Source organism: Thioalkalivibrio nitratireducens DSM 14787, assembly GCF_000321415.2.
Classification (GTDB): domain Bacteria; phylum Pseudomonadota; class Gammaproteobacteria; order Ectothiorhodospirales; family Ectothiorhodospiraceae; genus Thioalkalivibrio; species Thioalkalivibrio nitratireducens.
Genome location: NC_019902.2, coordinates 2,724,665 through 2,742,780 on the forward strand (window position 1 = coordinate 2,724,665; position 18,116 = coordinate 2,742,780).

At 67.9% G+C, this 18,116-nt stretch carries 24 protein-coding genes; 14 read left to right on the forward strand and 10 right to left on the reverse strand.

Annotated features, from left to right (window positions below):
• Positions 1-14 precede the first annotated feature (14 nt).
• The 3 genes from mlaE to TVNIR_RS12460 are packed head-to-tail and all read right to left on the reverse strand — an operon-like array spanning position 15 to position 2,268.
• Positions 15-797 (reverse strand): lipid asymmetry maintenance ABC transporter permease subunit MlaE, encoded by a 783-nt coding sequence (gene mlaE, locus TVNIR_RS12450; RefSeq protein ID WP_015259385.1) that lies wholly within the window; start codon positions 795-797, stop codon positions 15-17.
• Complete coding sequence (locus TVNIR_RS12455) at positions 790-1,623, reverse strand: ABC transporter ATP-binding protein (protein WP_043740633.1); 834 nt, start codon at positions 1,621-1,623, stop codon at positions 790-792. The genes mlaE and TVNIR_RS12455 overlap by 8 nt, the downstream gene beginning before the upstream one ends.
• A gap of 57 nt (positions 1,624-1,680) precedes the next feature.
• Positions 1,681-2,268, reverse strand: coding sequence for a hypothetical protein (locus tag TVNIR_RS12460; protein WP_015259387.1), 588 nt, complete (start codon positions 2,266-2,268; stop codon positions 1,681-1,683).
• Positions 2,269-2,431: 163 nt separating this feature from the next.
• On the opposite strand from TVNIR_RS12460, the gene TVNIR_RS12465 reads away from it, so the two are divergent.
• The 14 genes from TVNIR_RS12465 to TVNIR_RS12530 all read left to right on the forward strand — a co-directional run bounded on the left by TVNIR_RS12465 (position 2,432) and on the right by TVNIR_RS12530 (position 12,899).
• Positions 2,432-3,403, forward strand: coding sequence for a calcium/sodium antiporter (locus TVNIR_RS12465; protein ID WP_015259388.1), 972 nt, complete (start codon positions 2,432-2,434; stop codon positions 3,401-3,403).
• A complete protein-coding gene (locus tag TVNIR_RS12470; protein WP_015259389.1) occupies positions 3,400-4,380 on the forward strand; it encodes a KpsF/GutQ family sugar-phosphate isomerase in 981 nt (326 codons plus the stop codon). The genes TVNIR_RS12465 and TVNIR_RS12470 overlap by 4 nt, the downstream gene beginning before the upstream one ends.
• Positions 4,380-4,919 carry a KdsC family phosphatase gene (locus tag TVNIR_RS12475; RefSeq protein WP_015259390.1) on the forward strand — a complete coding sequence of 180 codons (540 nt, stop codon included), beginning with the start codon at positions 4,380-4,382 and terminating at the stop codon, positions 4,917-4,919. Before TVNIR_RS12470 ends, TVNIR_RS12475 begins: the two co-directional genes overlap by 1 nt.
• A gap of 110 nt (positions 4,920-5,029) precedes the next feature.
• Positions 5,030-5,494, forward strand: a complete 465-nt coding sequence (gene lptC, locus TVNIR_RS12480) for an LPS export ABC transporter periplasmic protein LptC (protein ID WP_237251637.1) — start codon at positions 5,030-5,032, stop codon at positions 5,492-5,494.
• On the forward strand, positions 5,491-6,006 hold the full coding sequence (gene lptA, locus TVNIR_RS12485; RefSeq protein ID WP_043739707.1) for a lipopolysaccharide transport periplasmic protein LptA: 516 nt from the start codon (positions 5,491-5,493) through the stop codon (positions 6,004-6,006). Before lptC ends, lptA begins: the two co-directional genes overlap by 4 nt.
• Before the next feature lie 8 nt (positions 6,007-6,014).
• Positions 6,015-6,785, forward strand: a complete 771-nt coding sequence (gene lptB, locus TVNIR_RS12490) for an LPS export ABC transporter ATP-binding protein (RefSeq protein WP_015259393.1) — start codon at positions 6,015-6,017, stop codon at positions 6,783-6,785.
• A gap of 165 nt (positions 6,786-6,950) precedes the next feature.
• Positions 6,951-8,369 (forward strand): RNA polymerase factor sigma-54, encoded by a 1,419-nt coding sequence (locus tag TVNIR_RS12495; RefSeq protein WP_015259394.1) that lies wholly within the window; start codon positions 6,951-6,953, stop codon positions 8,367-8,369.
• 34 nt (positions 8,370-8,403) lie between these two features.
• Positions 8,404-8,733, forward strand: a complete 330-nt coding sequence (gene hpf / locus TVNIR_RS12500; protein ID WP_015259395.1) for a ribosome hibernation-promoting factor, HPF/YfiA family — start codon at positions 8,404-8,406, stop codon at positions 8,731-8,733.
• Positions 8,734-8,736: 3 nt separating this feature from the next.
• Entirely contained in the window at positions 8,737-9,210 is a 474-nt protein-coding gene (locus TVNIR_RS12505; RefSeq protein WP_015259396.1) for a PTS sugar transporter subunit IIA, read from the forward strand.
• Positions 9,200-10,159 (forward strand): HPr(Ser) kinase/phosphatase, encoded by a 960-nt coding sequence (gene hprK, locus TVNIR_RS12510; RefSeq protein ID WP_015259397.1) that lies wholly within the window; start codon positions 9,200-9,202, stop codon positions 10,157-10,159. Before TVNIR_RS12505 ends, hprK begins: the two co-directional genes overlap by 11 nt.
• Positions 10,160-10,161: 2 nt before the next feature.
• A complete protein-coding gene (rapZ, locus tag TVNIR_RS12515; RefSeq protein ID WP_043740635.1) occupies positions 10,162-11,043 on the forward strand; it encodes an RNase adapter RapZ in 882 nt (293 codons plus the stop codon).
• Positions 11,044-11,047: 4 nt separating this feature from the next.
• Positions 11,048-11,473 carry a PTS sugar transporter subunit IIA gene (locus TVNIR_RS12520; RefSeq protein WP_015259399.1) on the forward strand — a complete coding sequence of 142 codons (426 nt, stop codon included), beginning with the start codon at positions 11,048-11,050 and terminating at the stop codon, positions 11,471-11,473.
• Complete coding sequence (locus tag TVNIR_RS12525) at positions 11,445-11,717, forward strand: HPr family phosphocarrier protein (protein ID WP_015259400.1); 273 nt, start codon at positions 11,445-11,447, stop codon at positions 11,715-11,717. The genes TVNIR_RS12520 and TVNIR_RS12525 overlap by 29 nt, the downstream gene beginning before the upstream one ends.
• A gap of 57 nt (positions 11,718-11,774) precedes the next feature.
• The gene (locus TVNIR_RS12530; protein WP_157092276.1) at positions 11,775-12,899 is read left to right on the forward strand and encodes a hypothetical protein; all 1,125 of its coding nucleotides are present in this window, start codon (positions 11,775-11,777) and stop codon (positions 12,897-12,899) included.
• Here the strand turns inward: TVNIR_RS12530 and TVNIR_RS12535 are convergent.
• From TVNIR_RS12535 to TVNIR_RS12565, 7 genes are read right to left on the reverse strand one after another with little or no spacing between them, the layout of a single operon-like run.
• Positions 12,806-13,741: an AEC family transporter gene (locus tag TVNIR_RS12535; protein WP_015259401.1), complete on the reverse strand. Its 936-nt coding sequence runs from the start codon at positions 13,739-13,741 to the stop codon at positions 12,806-12,808. The genes TVNIR_RS12530 and TVNIR_RS12535 overlap by 94 nt on opposite strands.
• Before the next feature lie 45 nt (positions 13,742-13,786).
• The gene (trxA, locus tag TVNIR_RS12540; RefSeq protein ID WP_015259402.1) at positions 13,787-14,170 is read right to left on the reverse strand and encodes a thioredoxin; all 384 of its coding nucleotides are present in this window, start codon (positions 14,168-14,170) and stop codon (positions 13,787-13,789) included.
• A 52-nt stretch (positions 14,171-14,222) separates the two neighbouring features.
• A complete protein-coding gene (locus TVNIR_RS12545; protein ID WP_015259403.1) occupies positions 14,223-14,807 on the reverse strand; it encodes an LON peptidase substrate-binding domain-containing protein in 585 nt (194 codons plus the stop codon).
• On the reverse strand, positions 14,804-15,433 hold the full coding sequence (locus tag TVNIR_RS12550; protein ID WP_015259404.1) for a flavin prenyltransferase UbiX: 630 nt from the start codon (positions 15,431-15,433) through the stop codon (positions 14,804-14,806). Before TVNIR_RS12550 ends, TVNIR_RS12545 begins: the two co-directional genes overlap by 4 nt.
• Positions 15,420-16,799 (reverse strand): UDP-N-acetylmuramate:L-alanyl-gamma-D-glutamyl-meso-diaminopimelate ligase, encoded by a 1,380-nt coding sequence (gene mpl, locus TVNIR_RS12555; protein ID WP_015259405.1) that lies wholly within the window; start codon positions 16,797-16,799, stop codon positions 15,420-15,422. Before mpl ends, TVNIR_RS12550 begins: the two co-directional genes overlap by 14 nt.
• Entirely contained in the window at positions 16,796-17,320 is a 525-nt protein-coding gene (locus TVNIR_RS12560) for a hypothetical protein (protein ID WP_015259406.1), read from the reverse strand. Before TVNIR_RS12560 ends, mpl begins: the two co-directional genes overlap by 4 nt.
• A complete protein-coding gene (locus tag TVNIR_RS12565) occupies positions 17,317-18,111 on the reverse strand; it encodes an MlaA family lipoprotein (protein WP_043739711.1) in 795 nt (264 codons plus the stop codon). Before TVNIR_RS12565 ends, TVNIR_RS12560 begins: the two co-directional genes overlap by 4 nt.
• Positions 18,112-18,116 lie beyond the last annotated feature (5 nt).

The following is an 18,116-nucleotide window of genomic DNA, read 5'->3' on the forward strand; positions in this document are numbered from 1 at the left end:
ACGATACCTCTTGCTCAGACCTCACCGAACATCAGCCCGGTGAGGATGAAATCCAGGCCGAGTACGGCCAGCGCGGACACAACGACCGTCTGGGTCGTCGCACGCGAGATGCCTTCGGAGGTCGGTTGTGCATCGAAACCCTGGAACACCGCGATCCAGGTCACCACGAATCCGAACACCACGCTCTTGATCACGCCCGAGACCACGTCCTCGCGCCAGTCCGTGACCGCCTGCATCTGGGAGAAATAGGATCCGCTGTCCACGCCGAGCAAGCCCACGCCGACGATGTACCCGCCGATCACGCCCACGGCGCTGAATATCGCCGCAAGCAGCGGCATCGACACGAACCCGGCGAGAAAGCGCGGCGCGAACACCCGCCGGTACGGATTCACCGCCATCATCTCCATCGCCGACAGCTGTTCGGTGGTTTTCATCAGCCCGATCTCGGCGGTCAGTGCCGACCCGGCACGCCCTGCAAACAGCAGGGCGGTGACCACCGGTCCGAGTTCCCGAACCAGAGACAGCGCAACCACTCCGCCCAGGGCCTCGGCGGCGCCGAAATTCACCAGCGTGATGTACCCCTGGTACCCCAGCACCATGCCCACGAACAGCCCCGATACTGCGATGATCAACAGTGAACGCACGCCGACCGAGTAGAGCTCGGCCAATGTCAGGGCGGGCCGACGCAGCGCCGCGTCCTGGCTGCGCAGCACGCGCACGAGGAAGACCGACGCGCGCCCGAGCACGGCCAGCCAGCCCAGACCCGCACGGCCCAGGCGCGCGAGCCTCTCAATCATGCTCGCGCTCCGCCGTTCGCAGCAGATCGCCGCGGTAATCCAGGCCCGGGTAATGGAACGGGACCGGGCCATCGGGCCGTCCCTCGAGAAACTGCCCGGTCCAGTCGGATGCGCGTTCCCGGACCTCGTCCACCGTTCCCGAATCCATCACCCGGCCCTCTGCGATCAGTACGACGTGGTCGGAAATCGCCATCGCCTCCACCACGTCGTGCGTGACCAGAACGCTGGTCAATCCCAGCGCCCGGCTGGTGCGCTGGACCAGGGTCACGATCTGCCCCATCGTGATCGGGTCGAGCCCGGCGAAGGGCTCGTCGTACATGATCATGTCCGGGTCGAGCGCGATCGCTCGCGCCAGCGCGACCCGGCGCGCCATTCCGCCCGAGAGCTGCGCCGGACTCAGATCGCGGGCGGAGCGCAGGCCGACCGCCTCGAGCTTCATCAGCACCAGCGTGCGAATCAGTGGCTCCGGCAGACTCGTGTGCTCGCGCAGCGGAAACGCCACGTTCTCGAACACGTTCATGTCACTGAGCAGGGCACCGGTCTGGAACAGCATGCCCACACGTTTGCGCAACGCGTACAGCCGCCGGGTGGAGAGCCGCGCCACCTCCTCGCCGTCGACCCAGATGCGCCCGGAATCGGGGCGCAACTGGCCACCGATCAGACGCAGCAATGTGGTCTTGCCAGTACCGCTCGGTCCCATCACGGTCGTGACCCGCCCGCGCGGGACGGTCAGCGACAAGCCGTCGAACACGGTCTTGCGCCCGTGGCGGAAGGCCAGATCCTCGATGATCACATGTGGCGCGTCTTCGGCGGACTGCTGTGGCACCAACGATTCTCCCGCTGTTCCCGGGGACACCGCCCCGGCGACCCGAAATCCGAACATCTAGGCTAGACCCGCCAGCCGGCGGATCGTTTCGGCGTTCTCCAGTTCCTGCGGACCCGTGCGCAGAAACACCTGAAGCGAAGGCTCCGCGAAGCCGCCGCGCAGCGACTCCAGCAGCCGCCGCCAGCCGGGCAGTGCGAGACCGCGCTCGGGCTCGAGCACCAGCACGCCGCCACCGGAGCCCGTGTAATACCGGCACGAGCGCACGCCCTCGAGCGCAGGGTCGGACCGGCGCAGGTACACCGGCACGGCAGGAAGCAGGCCGGCACCGGCGTTCCCTTCCCCCTCCAGCAGGCATCCACCGAGGTGCCCCCCGAGGAGCTGCAACAGTTCATCACAGCGATGCGCCGCACCTGGAGGAACCTCGAAATATACCTGAAAGGCCTCTGGCAATTCCGAGACCCAGCCGGCATTGGTGGCAAACCGGCCCCACGCCTGCCGCGGAATCAGGATCTCCCCCCAGTAGTGGCCATAGAACGCGAAACGCCAGTCTTCCGGCAGACCTTCCGGGTAGAAGTCCTGCCAGGTGGTATCGGTGTCGTCCAGAACCGCGGCCAGGCGCAGGCCGCGGGGGTCGGTGTCAGACATCAAGCGGCGCTCCGGTTGCAGGATCGGCCGTGACAGGCCACGGTCGCGGGATGGTAGCCATCCTGCCGCCTGCTTGAAAACCCGCCGCGGACCGACCGGGAAAAGACGAGCCGCGATCCCCGGCAGTACACTCTTGCCCACGCTCACTCGGAGCATCGCGTCGATGTGGCTTCCCGTTCTGGCGGTCACGGCTGGTCTCGCGGCACTGACTGTCGGTGCCGACCGCCTCGTGCTGGGGGCGTCGGCACTTGCGCGCGGGCTCGGTGTCACCCCGCTGCTGATCGGGCTGACCATCGTCGCCTTCGGCACCTCCGCGCCCGAGGTCGTGGTATCGATCGTCGCCGCGCTGCAGGGCAACCCGGACCTGGCCGTCGGCAACGCGATCGGCTCGAACATCGCCAACATCGGCCTGGTGCTCGGCGCCACCGCACTGATCGCGCCCCTGGTGGTGGCGTCGGGGATCCTGCGTCGCGAGTTTCCGATCCTGCTGGGAGCGACCCTGCTGGGCCTGGTGCTGCTGCTGGACGGGTCGCTGGACCGGCTCGACGGCCTGATTCTGCTGGCCGGTCTCGCAGCCCTCACCGTCTGGCTGGTCGTCCAGAGCCTGCGCGGACGCGGCCATCCCGACCGCCTGGGCGTGGATGTCGAGGCGGCCATGCCAGCCCGGATGGGCCTGGACCGGGCCGTCACCTGGCTGGCGGTCGGCCTGGTGCTGCTGCTCGCCGGCAGCCGGATCCTGGTCTGGGGCGGCGTGGAACTCGCCGGGGCACTCGGCGTCAGCGATCTGGTGATCGGCCTGACGATCGTGGCCATCGGCACCAGCTTGCCGGAACTCGCGACGTCGGTGGTCGCGGCCCGGAAGGGCGAGACGGATCTCGCGATCGGGAACGTGATCGGCTCCAACCTTTTCAACTTGCTGTGCGTACTCGCGATTCCCGGGCTGCTGGCACCGTCGGCGGTGGAAATGAGCGTGCTGATGCGGGATTATCCCGTGATGCTCGCCATGACCGTGCTGCTCCTGCTCTTGGCGGCAGGCCTGCGCGGCCCGCACCGCGTGCAGCGCTGGGAAGGCGCGCTGCTGCTGGGGCTGTTCGCCGGCTACCTGATCCTGATCGGCTGGAGTGCCGCCGCATGACACTGGACCCCGACAACACCCGCAAGCTCGCGCTGGCCGTGATCGAAACGGAGGCGCGGGCCGTGGCGGACCTGGCGGACCGGATCGACGCGACCTTCCTGGCCGCCTGCGAGCACATCCTGGCCTGTCGCGGCCGCGTGGTTGTCACCGGCATGGGCAAGTCGGGCCATATCGGCGGCAAGCTCGCGGCGACCTTCGCCTCCACCGGTACACCCGCGTTCTTCGTGCACCCAGGCGAGGCCAGTCACGGGGATCTCGGCATGATCACCCGCGACGACGTGGCGATCGCGCTGTCCCATTCCGGGGAAACCGACGAGATCCTGACCATCCTGCCGTTGATCCGGCGCCTCGGCGTACCTCTGATCGCGCTCACCGGAAACCCCGGGTCGCGGCTGGCGACCGAGGCGACCGTGCATCTGGACATCAGTGTCGAGCGCGAGGCCTGCCCGCTCGGGCTGGCGCCGACCTCCAGCACCACCGCCACGCTGGCCATGGGCGATGCGCTGGCGGTGGCAGTACTCGACGCGCGCGGCTTCACGGCCGACGATTTCGCACGCTCCCATCCCGGGGGGCGCCTCGGACGGCGCCTGCTGATCCATGTCGGTGACATCATGCGCACCGGTGATGCTATCCCGCGCATCCACGCCGGCGCGCTGCTGCGCGACGCCCTGCTCGAAGTCTCGCGCAAGGGACTGGGAATGGTCGTGATTTGCAACGACGACGGCGCCATCGAGGGCGTGTTCACCGACGGAGACCTGCGCCGGACGCTGGACCGCGGCCTCGACCTGCACCGCCTGACCGTCGGCGAGGTGATGACGCGCAACGGCTGCACCGCGCGCCCCGACTGGCTGGCGGCGGAGGCCCTGCAGATCATGGAGAGCCGCCGGATCAATGCCCTGCCGGTGATCGACGACGAACGACAACGCCTGGTAGGAGCGATCAACATGCACGACCTGCTGCGTGCGGGGGTGGCCTGATGCCGCTGCCTCCCGAAACCCTGAAGGAGCATCAACGCCGGATCCGCCTGCTGATCCTCGACGTGGACGGCGTGCTGACCGACGGCAGCCTGTTCCTAGGTGATGCGGGCGAGGAATACAAAGCCTTCAACAGCCGTGACGGCCATGGCATCCGCATGGCACAGCAAGGCGGTCTCGAACTCGCGATCCTGACGGGACGAAGCTCGGAGGTCGTATTGCACCGGATGCGGGATCTCGGGGTGGAGCACATCCTGCAGGGACGTCGGGAAAAAGGGGATGCGGTAACCGAACTGCTCGCACAAAGCGGGTACCAGCCGGAACATGCCGCCTTCGTGGGCGACGACGTCGTCGACCTGCCGGCGATGCGGCGAGTGTCACTGGGCATCGCCGTTGCCGACGCCCATCCGCTGGTGCTGGAAAACGCCCACTGGGTCACCGCCGCACCGGGCGGACGCGGCGCAGTACGCGAGATCTGCGAGCAGCTGCTGGCCGCCCGGGGCAGCCTGGAGAAGATCCTCGATGCCTATCTCCGACACTAAGCGGCGCGCTCCCTGCCGAGGCTCCTGGCGCCGGACGCGGGCGCGCCGCGGCGGCGACCCTGGCTGCAGCCCTGGCTGCCCCGTCCGCGTCTGTGGCGCTGGAACCCGGCGTGCAGCTCGACATCACCGGATTCGTGCTGCGGGTCACCGACGAACGCGGCGAGATCACCCATGTACTAGAAGGCGAGAGCCTCCAGCAGTTCGACGAACTGGGCCTGCAGCGCGCCGAGGATCCGCGTCTGGAATTCCTGACCGACGGCCATATCGACTGGGTCTGGACCGCGCCCGCCGCGGTACACTACCCGGCAGCGCACCGGCTGGTGCTGCTGGGCACCACGGAGGGTTTGCGCCTGCCGAGCCCGGAGCAGCCGCAGACCGAGATCACGAGTGCCGACGTGACCATCGTGACCGACACCCGCGAGGTGTTCACCGATGCCCGGGCCACGCTGGTCCGTCCGGGCCTGTTCATGACCGGCATCGGGATGCACGCCGACGTGGCGGCCGACCTCATCGAACTGCGAAGCGAGGTCGAAACGGTCTATGCTCCGGAAAACCCACGGGACATGCGACGATGAACGAGACCCGCCCTGCCCCCCAGTCACCTGTCGGTGCCGCGACCGCCTTGCTGGGCCTGGCGCTGTTTGCCGCTCCGGCGATCCTGGCCGCCCAGACTCTGGAAGAACTGCCGGTCCATATCAGTGCCGACCGCGCGGAGATGGATGACCGGCGCGGCGTCGGAACCTACAGCGGCAGCGTCGAGGTCACCCGGGGCAACCTCACGCTGCATGCCGACCGCATCGTGATCCACGCCCCGGAACGGCGCCCGGTACGAATGGAAGCCGAGGGTAACCCGGTCCGGGCCGAATCGCCCGACCCCGCCGGGCAGCCGCGCGTGGCCACCGCCGACCGGATGGAATACACCTTCGACGACCAGATCCTGGTGCTGTTGCAGGATGCGCGGGTGCAGACCGCAACCGAAGATGCCAGCGGTGAGCGCATCACCTACGACCTCGCACAGGACATCATCGGGATCGAGGGCAGCGAAACGCGGAGGGTACACATCACGATCCTCCCGCGCCCGGAATGAGTTTGGCGATGGGGGCCGCTGGGCCAGAAACCCCCTGTCCGGCGAGCGCTGCCGACGCCTGCCTGACTGGAACCGGCCTGACCAAGCGTTACGGCAAGCGGACGGTCCTGTCCCAGGTGGACGTCCACCTGCGTCACGGCGAGGTGGTCGGGCTGCTGGGGCCGAACGGTGCCGGCAAGACGACCTGCTTCTATATCCTGGTCGGCCTGATCCAGCCGGATGCCGGCCGGATCGAACTGGCCAAGCGCGACGTGACCCGGGCCCCGGTACACCTGCGCGCCCGGCTGGGTCTCGGCTACCTGCCCCAGGAGGCGTCGATCTTCCGGCGGCTGACGGTGTGGCAGAACCTGCAGGCCGTGCTGGAACTGCGCCGCGACCTGGATGCGGCCGGCCGGCGCGAGACCGGCGATGCGCTGATCGAGGAATTCCAGCTCGAAACGGTCCGCGACAGCCCCGGTATCGCGCTGTCGGGCGGCGAGCGCCGACGCGCCGAAATTGCCAGGGCGCTGGCCGGCAACCCGCAGTTCGTCTGCCTCGACGAGCCGTTCGCCGGCGTGGATCCGATCTCCGTGGTCGAGATCCAGGACGTGATCGGACATCTGAAACAGCGCGGCATCGGGGTGCTGATCTCGGATCACAACGTGCGCGAGACGCTGGGAATCTGCGACCGCGCCTACATCCTAAGCGAGGGACGGCTGCTCAGCGAGGGCACCCCCGCGGAACTGCTCGCCGACCACCGGGTACGTACCGTCTACCTGGGCGAACACTTCCGCCTGTAGCAGTCCCGGGGCGTCTACGCCAGCAGGATTCCCGGCCTGCGACTGGCGCGCCGGATCTGCGCAAGACCAGCCGCGAACCCGCCCTGGCTGCAGGAGACTGCAAAAGCGCGTGCACAGGCAGTACCATGAAGCCATGAACACCAATGCCCCCTGTAGTGCCGCCGCATGTTGAAGTCATCCCTGAACCTCCAGCTGGGTCAGACGCTGACCATGACGCCCCAGCTGCAACAGGCGATCCGGCTGCTGCAACTGTCGACGCTGGAACTGCAACTGGAGGTGCAACAGGCGCTGGAGAGCAATCCGATGCTGGAGCTTGCAGAGGATGCCAACACGAGCGACGGCACGCCGGAGACCGAGACCGGCCCCGAGACCGAGGCATCCGCGCCGGACCAGCCCGGAGACGGTGAGTCCTGGGACACCACCGACTACGGCAGCAGCACCGGACAGCGGAGCGAATCGGACGACCGGGATCCGTTCGAGAACCAGGCGGGGGCGGGTGGCGGCCTGCACGAACACCTGCTGTGGCAGCTGCACCTGAGCCCGTTGAACGATGCCGACCGCAGGATCGGCGCGGCGCTGATCGACAGCATCAACGCCGACGGCTACCTCGAGACCGACCTGGACAGCCTGCAGGACACGCTGGGCGGCGAAACCGAAGTCGGCATCGACGAAATCGAGGCCGTACTGCACTGGATCCAGCAATGCGACCCGGTCGGCGTAGGCGCACGCAACCTGCGCGAGTGCCTGTCCATCCAGTTGCGCAGCCTCCCTCCGGCGACGCCCGAGCGCGACGCCGCGCTGAGGGTGGTCGCAGATGGGATGGACCACTTGGCACGGCACGATTTCAAGGGCTTGCAACGCGCACTCGGCCTGAGCGAAGCAGAACTGGCCCGGTCCTTGGAACTGATCCGCACGCTGAACCCCCGGCCCGGCAGCCAGATCAGCAACCAGCCCCCGGAATACGTGACTCCGGACGTCTACGTGCGCCGGGACGGCACCGGCTGGCGCGTGGACCTGAACCCCGAGATCGCGCCACGGATCCGCATCAACAGCCTGTACGCCGGCATGGTGCGTCGGGTCAGCGACGCCCGCGACAGCGCCTTCATGCGTAACCAGTTGCAGGAGGCGCGCTGGTTTCTGAAAAGCCTACACAGCCGCAATGAAACGCTGCTGCGGGTCGCGCGTGCGATCGTCGAGCGCCAGACCGGATTCCTGGAACAGGGCGAGGTGGCGATGCAGCCGCTGATCCTGCGCGATATCGCTGAGGCACTGGGGATGCATGAGTCGACGATCTCCCGGGTCACCACACAGAAGTACATGCATACCCCGCGCGGCGTGTTCGAGTTCAAGTATTTCTTCTCGAGCCACGTGGGCACCCGCGACGGCGGCGAATGCTCCGCGACCGCGATCCGTGCGATGATCCGCCAATTGATCAGCGAAGAACCTCCCGATCGCCCAATGAGCGATTCCAGACTCGCCCAGGTCCTGTCGGACCGGGGCATCAACGTGGCCCGGCGTACCGTGGCCAAGTACCGCGAGGCAATGAACCTGCCGCCATCGAGCGAACGACGGCAGCTCGTCTAGCGCTCGCGTTCCCACCCATGAAAGGAGTGTGAGTATGCAAATCAACCTGACCGGTCATCACGTCGACATCACGAGCGCCCTGCGTGACTATGTCGAGGACAAGTTCCAGCGCCTCGAGCGCCACTTCGATCAGGTGATCGATATCCATGTCGTGCTCACGGTGGAGAAGAACCACAACAAGGCCGAGGCGAACCTGCAGGTCAGCGGCAACCAGATCCACGCCGACACCACGCATGACGACATGTACGCGGCGATCGATGGCCTGATCGACAAGACGGACCGGCAGCTGATCAAGCACAAGGAGAAAATGAAGGACCACCACCGCGCCGAAGGCGCGATGCGCAACCGACAGCAAACCGCCTGAGCCATGCGGCTCGCCGACCTCCTCACGCTGGAACGCGTCCAGATCGAGCCGACGGTTTCGAGCAAGAAGCGGGCGCTGGAGACCTTGGGCGAACTGCTGGCCGGGGGGGCCGACGAGTCGGCCGCCGGGCCGCCCACTCACCTCGTGTTCGATGCTCTATCGGCGAGGGAACGGCTGGGCTCCACCGGCCTCGGCCATGGGGTGGCGATCCCCCATGGCCGGATGGCTGAACTCGACGCGCCCCGGGTCGCGATCCTACGGGTCGATCAGGGCGTGGATTTTGACGCACTCGATCACGAACCCGTCGACATCCTGATCGCGCTGGTTGTCCCGGAAGCGTCCACCGGCGACCACCTGGAACTGCTGGCCCAGCTTGCGCGGGCACTGTCCCGGCCCGACAACATCGCCGCAATGCGCCGCGCGGTCGACCCACCGGGACTGCAGCAGGCCGCCACCGCTGCGTTCCATGATGCCTGACAAGCTCACCCTGGCCGACCTGGTCGCGACCCTCGGGCCACGGATGGGGCTGACCTACGTGCACGGGCAGAAGGTCGCGGCAGATCGCATCCTGCCCGGCACGACCGACAGCGACCTGCCGCTGGCTGGCCACCTGAACCTGATCCGGCCCAACCGGATCCAGGTGATCGGCGACCGCGAGGCCGCCTACATCGAGAGCCTCGGGCCCACCGAGCACGAGAAGCTGATCCATGACCTCGCGGCCACCGGCACCGCCGCGGTCATCTTCGCCGAGGGAACCTGTCCGTTCGAACAACTGCCCGCGCACTGTCCGCACCCGCTGCCAGTGATCCTGTGCACGAGTTCAAGCAGTCACGAGGTGATTGCGCTGCTGCGTTACTTCCTGCAACAGCGCCTGGCCCACACCGCGGTGCGCCACGGCGTGTTCATGGAGATCCTGGGAGCCGGGGTGCTGATCTCCGGGGATTCCAGCGTAGGCAAGAGCGAGGTCGCGCTGGAACTGGTCAGCCGCGGGCACCGCCTGATCGCCGACGATGCGCCTGAGTTCGCCCGCATCGCCCCCGACATCATCCGGGGCACCTGCCCTCCCCTGTTGCGGGATCTGCTCGAGGTCCGCGGGCTGGGAGTGCTGAACATCCGCGCGATGTACGGCGACTCGGCGATCAAGCGCGGCAAGTACCTGCGCCTGATCATCGACCTGCGCGATCGTGACCGCCCCCCGCCGGTGCCCGACGACCGCCTGACTGGCTGCCGCGGCGAGATCGAGATCCTGGGCCTGCGGATTCCGCTGGTCAGCCTCCCGGTCGCGCCCGGGCGCAACATCGCGGTGATGATCGAGGCCGCGGTACGCGCTCACCTGTTGCACCTGCAAGGCTACGTCGCGGGCGACGACCTGCGCACCCGGCAGCGGCTGCAGATGCAGAGCGCGCGATCGGAGCAGGCGCCATGAACATGCGCCTGTTGCTCGTCAGTGGACTCTCGGGCTCCGGCAAGACCGTCGCGCTGAACACGCTCGAGGACGCTGGCTTCTTCTGCGTCGACAACCTGCCCCTGGCATTGCTGGACGCATTGATCCAGGAGCTGCGTGACAGCACCCACCGCAACGAAGGCTGCATTGCCGTGGGCGTGGACGTGCGCAGCGGGCTACACGCCCTGGGCGCTCTGGCCGCGACCCTCGCCCGCTTGCGCGCCAACGACGTGCAGGTCGAGGTCGTTTTCCTGCAGTCCTCGGACGAGGTGCTGCTGCGCCGCTATCATCATACCCGCCGGCGGCACCCGCTGGCACGCAAGGGCCTGCCGCTGGTCGAGGCGATCGCGATGGAGCGGAACTGGCTGGGGCACATCGCGGCCCTGGCGGACGTAACGATCGACAGCAGCCGGATGTCCATGCACGACCTCGCCCGGACCGTGCGCAACCGGCTCGCTGCCAAGCGCCAGAAGCGGCTGTCGCTGCTGTTTCAGTCCTTCGGCTTCAAGAACGGATCGCCGGTGGATTCCGATTTCGTGTTCGACGTGCGCTGCCTGCCGAATCCCTACTACGAGCCGGGCCTGCGCGAGTACACCGGGCTCGAGGCTCCGGTGGCCGGGTTTCTGCAGACGCACGCGGAGGTCGCCGCGATGTTCGACAGCATCCACTCGCACCTGCAGCAATGGCTTCCACATTTCCTGGAAGATCACCGAAACTACCTGACGGTGTCGATCGGGTGTACCGGCGGCCGGCATCGGTCGGTCTATCTGGTCGACCGACTGGCCAAGGCGTGGCAAAGCGCCGACAATGTCACGGTGAGTACCCGCCACCGGGAACTCGATACCCCCCTCACGGACGCGGAGTAACACGATGGCCGTCGGCCTGATGTTGATCACGCACCAGCACCTCGGAGACACCCTGCTGCAGACGGCACGCAGCATGCTCGGAGAGTTGCCCCGGGCCTGCGAGGCGCTCGCGATGTCCCAGAACGACGACCCGGACACGATCGAGGAACGCGCCCGTGCGCGCCTGCGCAGCCTCGATCACGGCGACGGAGTGCTGATCCTGACCGACATGTTCGGCTCGACCCCCGCGAACATCGCCGGCCGGCTCGCCCGCGAACCCAAGCGGCGGGTGATCGCGGGCGTGAACCTGCCGATGCTGGTGCGGGTACTCAACTACCGCAGCCTGCCGCTGACCGAGCTGGTGAACAAGGCGATCAGCGGAGGCCACGACGGCATCCTACTCTGCGACCAGGAATGCTCCGATGCCGCAGCGCGCGGTTCCCATCGTTAACCGTCTGGGCATGCACGCGCGCGCCGCGGCGAAGTTCGTTGGCCTCGCCAGCCGCTACGACGCCGACGTGTTCGTGTCCCGCAATGGCCGCGAGGTGAATGGCAAGAGCATCATGGGAGTGATGATGCTGGCGGCCGCGCAGGGCAGCGAGATCGAAATCCGCACCGGCGGCGCGTCCGACGCAGAGGAAGCCCTGGATGCGCTCAGCGAACTCGTCGCCAACCGTTTCGGCGAGGAGAGCTAGCCGCGCTCGCGGCCCCGCCGTTCCCGTCCCATGACCCGAGCAGACCGGAGGTCCGGCGTGAAGAAGCGCTTCGCCGCTATGACAATCCGTCCGCGAACGCTGTCGGGTATCGTCGCGTTATGCCTCGCACTGGTGTTGGCACCGACGGCGGTGGCGCAGGTGCTCGAACGCCCGGCTGCCGGAACGGCCCCCGTCCGCGCCGTGATCGACGATTTCGATGCTGGGGTAAACCACTGGTGGCCACCGGCGCACAGCGGCAACCTCGCCGGAGTGCTGCGCGACGCCGAGGGCCGGCCCGCGGCCTGGCGTGATTACGACCGCTCGCAGGAGAATCCGCGCAGCGGCCGCAGCGGGGCACTACGCCTGTCCTTCCAGTGGGATCCGGCGATTCGGTTCACGGAACCGGCCCCGGGCGGCGCGGCCAGCCATCTGGTGCGGCTGCACCTGCCGCCGGAGACGGCCGACACCCCGGCCCGCCGCTTCGGACCCGGCCAGGCCCTCGAGATACTCGTGCACGGCGACGGCTCGGGCAACCGCTTTCGCTTCGTGGTACGCGACGGCAGGAACCAGCTCGAGGGCTCGCCCTGGATCACGGTGCACTGGACCGGCTGGCGCAGGATCATCTGGGATCTCGACCGCGGGCCGGTGATCGGCTGGGTCAACGGCGACGGGGTACTCGACGGCCGGAGTTTCCACTTCGACAGCATCCTGGTCACCCGTGACGAGGCCGGCACCAGTCGCGGCGGTACGCTGTACTTCGACGACCTGCGCGTGATCGCCCCCGGCGACGGCGTCTCAGGCGCCGAGGCGGCGGCACCGTCGCCGGCCCGGGAAGTCACCGGGGAGGCCGGGCAGACCCCCGGGTTGCCCGAAGGACGGGAACTGCGGGACATTCCCTGGCCCGGCGCAGCGCTGGAGCCGCGGGATCTTCCCCCGCCCGACGAAGTCCGGGGTGCTGCTGATTCGACCCCTCACGGGGATACCCCGGTACTGCCCCAGCGATGGCGACGGGGGCGCATCGGGTCGGGGCGGCCGCGGCGGCCACCATGCCGCCGGCATCGCCGCCCCAAGGGGCGGACGCATGCCGCCTACTGCAGCGCAGGCAGCAGCTGCAGCAGCGCGTACCACAGCGGCAGGGTGACGAGCGACAGCGCGGTGGTCAGGGTGACGGCGGCCGCATAGAGCCCGGTATCGAGGCCGAACCGGTCGCAGAACACGATGCCCAGCACCATCGCCGGCATCGCCGCCTCGAGCACCGTGCCAATCCCCGGGACGCCCTGCAGGCCCAGCGCCAGGGCCAGGCCGAGCGCCACCAGCGGCGCCGCCAGCAACTGAACCACCGCGACCACGGCCAGCGCCCGACCAGCGCGCGCCCGAAAACGATCGAACATCAGCGCTAGCCCGAGCGAGAACAGCATCAGGGGGGTCACCGCATGGCCGAGGAAACCGAGCCAGCCATCGAGCCATCCGGGCATCGGAACCCCGCCGACGTTGAACACCACCGCCACGAACGCGGCCCAGATCGAGGGCACAGCAAATAGCCCGCGGAGCGGACCGGTCACCGGTTCGTCATGGGTTCCGAAGTGGCGCGCGATCAGCACACCGACGGTCAGCAGCAGGGGCAGTGCACCGAACAGGTCGTACTGGATCGCAACCGCCCTGCCGGCATCGCCGAACAGGCGGTCCAGGATCGGCAGGCCGAGATAGACGGCATTCGGCCAAGCGGCCGCGAGCATCATCGCACCGAGCGTCGCCCGGCCCGGGGCACAGAGCCGGCAGGCGAGTGCGGTCAGCGCGAGCGCGGCGATCACCGTCAGGCCCGCGACTGCGGCAATCTTCAGTGAAACGAGTCCGAGTGGCGCGGTCCAGAGCACCTTCAGAACCAGCGCGGGAAGCAGCAGGTAGTAGACCAGCGTGGTGAGAACACGCCGGGTCTCGTCCGCCCGGAGGCCTCCCGGCCGCAGGCGGCCCCAGGCAACCCCACAGGCGATCAGCGCCCCCATCTGCGTCATCACGCCGAGCATGATGATGGGGACGCGTTCTTGCGCCTGCCGGTGAGCTACCGGGCGTCAGGCACCCCCGTTGCCGGCTGCCTGCTGCTGCCGCCGGATGTCCTCGTGCACCTGCGCCATGTCCAGTTCCCGTGCCTTGCCCAGCACGTCCTCGAGCTGGCTCGCGCTGAGCATGCCGGGCTGCGAGAAGATGATCACCTGTTCGCGGAAGATCATCAGTGTCGGGATCGAGCGGATCTGAAACGCGGCGGCGAGCGCCTGCTGCTCCTCGGTATTGACCTTGGCGAATACCACGTCCTGATAGTTTTCCGAGGCCGCCTCGAAGATCGGGGCGAACGACCGGCAGGGGGCACACCACGGCGCCCAGAAATCGACGATGACGATGTCGTTCCCGGTCACGGTGGATTCGAAGTTTTCCTGAGTGAGTTCCTGGACGGCCATGCGAAGCTCCTGTTGAAGTTAGTGCGGACGATACCAGCAGACACCGGCGATGTCAGGGATCCGGTGTCCTGAGCATGGCTGCGCGCAGCCGCCGCAGGCGCTCCAGCGGGTCGTCTTCTTCCAGCAGCGACTGCTTGATGTCCAGCTCCAGCGGCAACAGCTCGATCAGGCGTCCGGCCACCCACGCCGAATCCTGCAACCGGCGTTCGAGATGGGACCAGGGCGTTCCGAGCTGATCGAGCAGGCGCTCCAGCAGACCGGCCAGCGACGCGTATTCGAGCGGAAGGTCCAGTGCCGGCCACTCCGGCACCGATTCGGTGTCGCCGAGGATCAGCCCGTCGGGTCGTTGCCGGTGGCCCAGGATCCGCACCCGCTCGCGACCGCACGCCAGGATGCCGAGCAGCCCGTCCGGCCGCTGTTCCCAGTCGATGATCTCGGCCCGGGTGCCCAGGGCCGCGAACTCCGCGGCCGGAGATGTCTCGCTGCCCTGCCCGATCCTGACCACCACGAAGCCGTCACCACCGCCGCGCATGCATTCCCGCACCATGTCGATGTAACGCGTCTCGAAGATCCGGAGCGGCAGCAGGCCATCCGGGAACAGCACGGTATTGAGCGGAAACACGGGCAGGGTCTTCATGTGTCCTCCCCGGCCGGGGTCGGGCCACCCCAGCGCGGTACGAGATCGTGCGCGACGTCCAGATGATCCAGGATCCGGGCCACCATGAAGTCCACGAGGTCGCCCAGCGTCTGCGGGCGATGGTAAAAGGCGGGATTGGCGGGCATGATCACCGCACCCATGCGCGCCAGCTGCAGCATGTTGCGCAGATGCACCTCGGAAAAGGGCGTTTCCCGCACGACCAAAACGAGTGGCCGCCGTTCCTTCAGCACCACGTCGGCGGCCCGCTCGATCAGGCTGCGCGACGCGCCAGTCGCCACCGCCGAAAGCGTCGCGGTGGAACACGGGCAGATGACCATTGCCCGCGGTACGGCCGAGCCGCTGGCCACCGGGGCCGTCCACTGTTCCGGACCGTAACAGCGGATCTGCCCTTCCGAGGCGCCGAAACGGTCCGCGAAGAAGCGCGCAATCTCCGCCGGCCGCCCCGGTACGGACAGGTCGGTCTCCAGACCCAGCACCACCTGCGCAGGCCGCGACAGCATCAGGTGGATAGCCGCTCCCGACTGCACCAGGCACTCCAGCAGGCGGATCCCGTACTGGGCACCCGACGCTCCGGTCAGGGCCAGCGCGAGGTCATCGGCCGCCATCCCATTTCTCCCGCAGGCGCTGGAGCAGGGCGTCGTGGAACCCGCCGAAACCCCCGTTGCTCATGATCACCACTGAATCACCCGGGCGGGCCGCAGCCGCCACCGCCGCCACGAGTTCCGGAACCTGTGCACCGATGGTCAGGCGATCGCCCAGCTCGCTGCGAAGCCCCTGCGGCGACCAGTCGAGCGTACCCGGCCACAGCAGGTACACTCCATCGGCCTGCGCCAGCGACGCCCCCAGCGTATCCGCGTGCACGCCCATCCGCATGGTATTGGATCGGGGTTCCAGCGCGACCAGCAGCCGCCCGGCGTCGCCCGACGCACGCAGCCCCGCCAGCGTCAGCCGGATCGCGGTGGGGTGATGGGCGAAGTCGTCGATCACCCGGATCCCGCCCACTTCGCCGCGCAGTTCCTGCCGGCGCCGCACCCCGGTGAACCGGGCCAGGATCTCGATCCCCTGCTCCAGCGCCACCCCCGCATGCCGGGCCGCGCCCAGTGCCGCCAGCGCATTGGCCATGTTGTGCTCACCGGAAAGCGCCCAATGCACCTGGCCCACTGCACGGCCGTCCGCCAGAACCTCGAACCGCGACGCCTGTGCATCGAGCGCCCGTGCGGCCATGTCTGGAGCGGTTCCGCCGCCGAAACGTTGCACCGGCGTCCAGCAGCCCTGCTCCAGCACCTGGTCGAGCGCGGGACTGTCGGCGTTGGTCAGGATCAGGCCCTGGCCCGGTACCGTTCTCAGCAGATGGTGGAACTGGCGCTGGATCGACGCCAGATCGGGATAGATATCCGCGTGGTCGTACTCCAGGTTGTTCAGCACCAGCGTACGCGGCCGATAGTGCACGAACTTCGCTCGCTTGTCGAAAAACGCGCAGTCGTACTCGTCGGCCTCGATCACGAAGAACGGGCCGGAGCCCAGCCGCGCGGAAACGCCGAAATCCCGGGGCACCCCGCCGATCAGGAAGCCTGGATCGAGCCCTGCCCGGTCGAGCAGGAAGGCGAGCATGCTCGAGGTCGTCGTCTTCCCGTGCGTGCCCGCCACGGCCAGCACCCAGCGCCCGTGCAGGATCCGTTCGGCCAGCCACTGCGGCCCCGAGCTGTACTCCAGGCCGCGGTCCAGCATGGCCTCGACCACCGGCATCCCGCGCCGCATCACGTTACCCACGACGATCCGGGCATCGCCGGGGAGATCCTCGGGCCGATACCCCTCGCGGAACGGGATGCCGGCCTGGCGCAACTGTCCGTCCATCGGCGGGTACAGGTTCTCGTCGACGCCGGATACCCGGATCCCGGCAGCGGCCGCCAGCTGCGCGACCCCGCCCATGAACGTGCCCCCGATACCCAGCACGTGAATCGGGCCGCTCATACGGTCGCGATCCCCAGGGCAAACTGGGTGACCACGCTGGAGACGATCAGGAATCCGAGCGCGATCACGACCCCGGTCATTCGCGACCCCAGGTTCAGCGCCTGCTGCAGGATATGCCCGAACACCAGCAGCAGCCAGACCACCAGCCCCAGGTAGGCGACCCCCCCCCCGGTGGATACCTGCTCGGCCTCGAAATCGGGGGGAAACAGCCAGAGCAGGCCGCTCATCACCAGCCCCAGCAACGCGCTGACGCCCACCATCGCGGTATAGGTCTGCAGCCAGCGCCCGGTGAGTCCCTGGAGCCCCAGCAATGTCAGCACGAACAGGTAGAGCAGCGCGAGATCCAGCGCGCTCAGAAACACGCTGGCGGTGAGCCCGTGCAGCGGCGCCGCGACCAGGATGCCGGAGACCATCGAGGCCCCCATCCAGAACACCAGCACTCCGTGGTCCGCGGGCAGTTCCTGCGGACCACCGCGCAGGCGCAGGACATTCAGCATCGGCACCACGGTTGCCAGGCTCATTCCGGCGGATCCTCCCGTTCCATCGCCTCGAGCGCCTCGAGTTCCTCGAGCGCGTCGAGTTCGTCCAGCCAGGCGTCGTCGTTCGCCATCTCGCCGTCGCGGACCAGGAACTCCCGGCGCTGCAGCCAGAAGTCCCGCAGCGCCACATAGCGGTCGTCGGAGATCGTCGCCAGCACATCTTCGGTGGACAGCAGCCCCGCCCGCACGTGCACCAGGTCGAGTGCGGCCAACGCGAGCACCGTGTCCGGATGATCGGAGTACACCAAACGCCCCGGATGGGTATACACATCGACCACCCGCGCCGGCGCATCACGCACGGTGCTGGGCCCCAGGAACGGAACCTGCAAGTACGGCCCGGCCGGCACCCCCCAGTATCCCAGTGTCTGCCCGAAATCCTCGTTGTTCTTGGCCAGACCCATCGGGCTGGCGACGTCGAACAGCCCGAACACCCCGAACGTGGTGTTGAACATCAGGCGCGAAACGTCGGAGGCAGCGTTGTGGAACTTGGCCTGAAGCACGTTGTTGAACAACACCACCACGTCGTCGAGATTCGAGAAGAAGTTGCCCACACCGGTGCGTACCGGCTGGGGAAGTTCCTGATAGGCCTCCGCCGCCGGCTTGAGCACGGCCCGGTCCAGGCCGTCGTTGAACGCGAACACTGCCCGGTTATAGCGTTCGAACGGATCGGAAGGATGCCGATCCTCGGCCGGCACGCTGGCACACCCGGCCACGACCGACAGGAGCAGCACCGCCGCAGGGGGAACGAGAAAACGGTGCAATGCTGGCTTCATGGGCG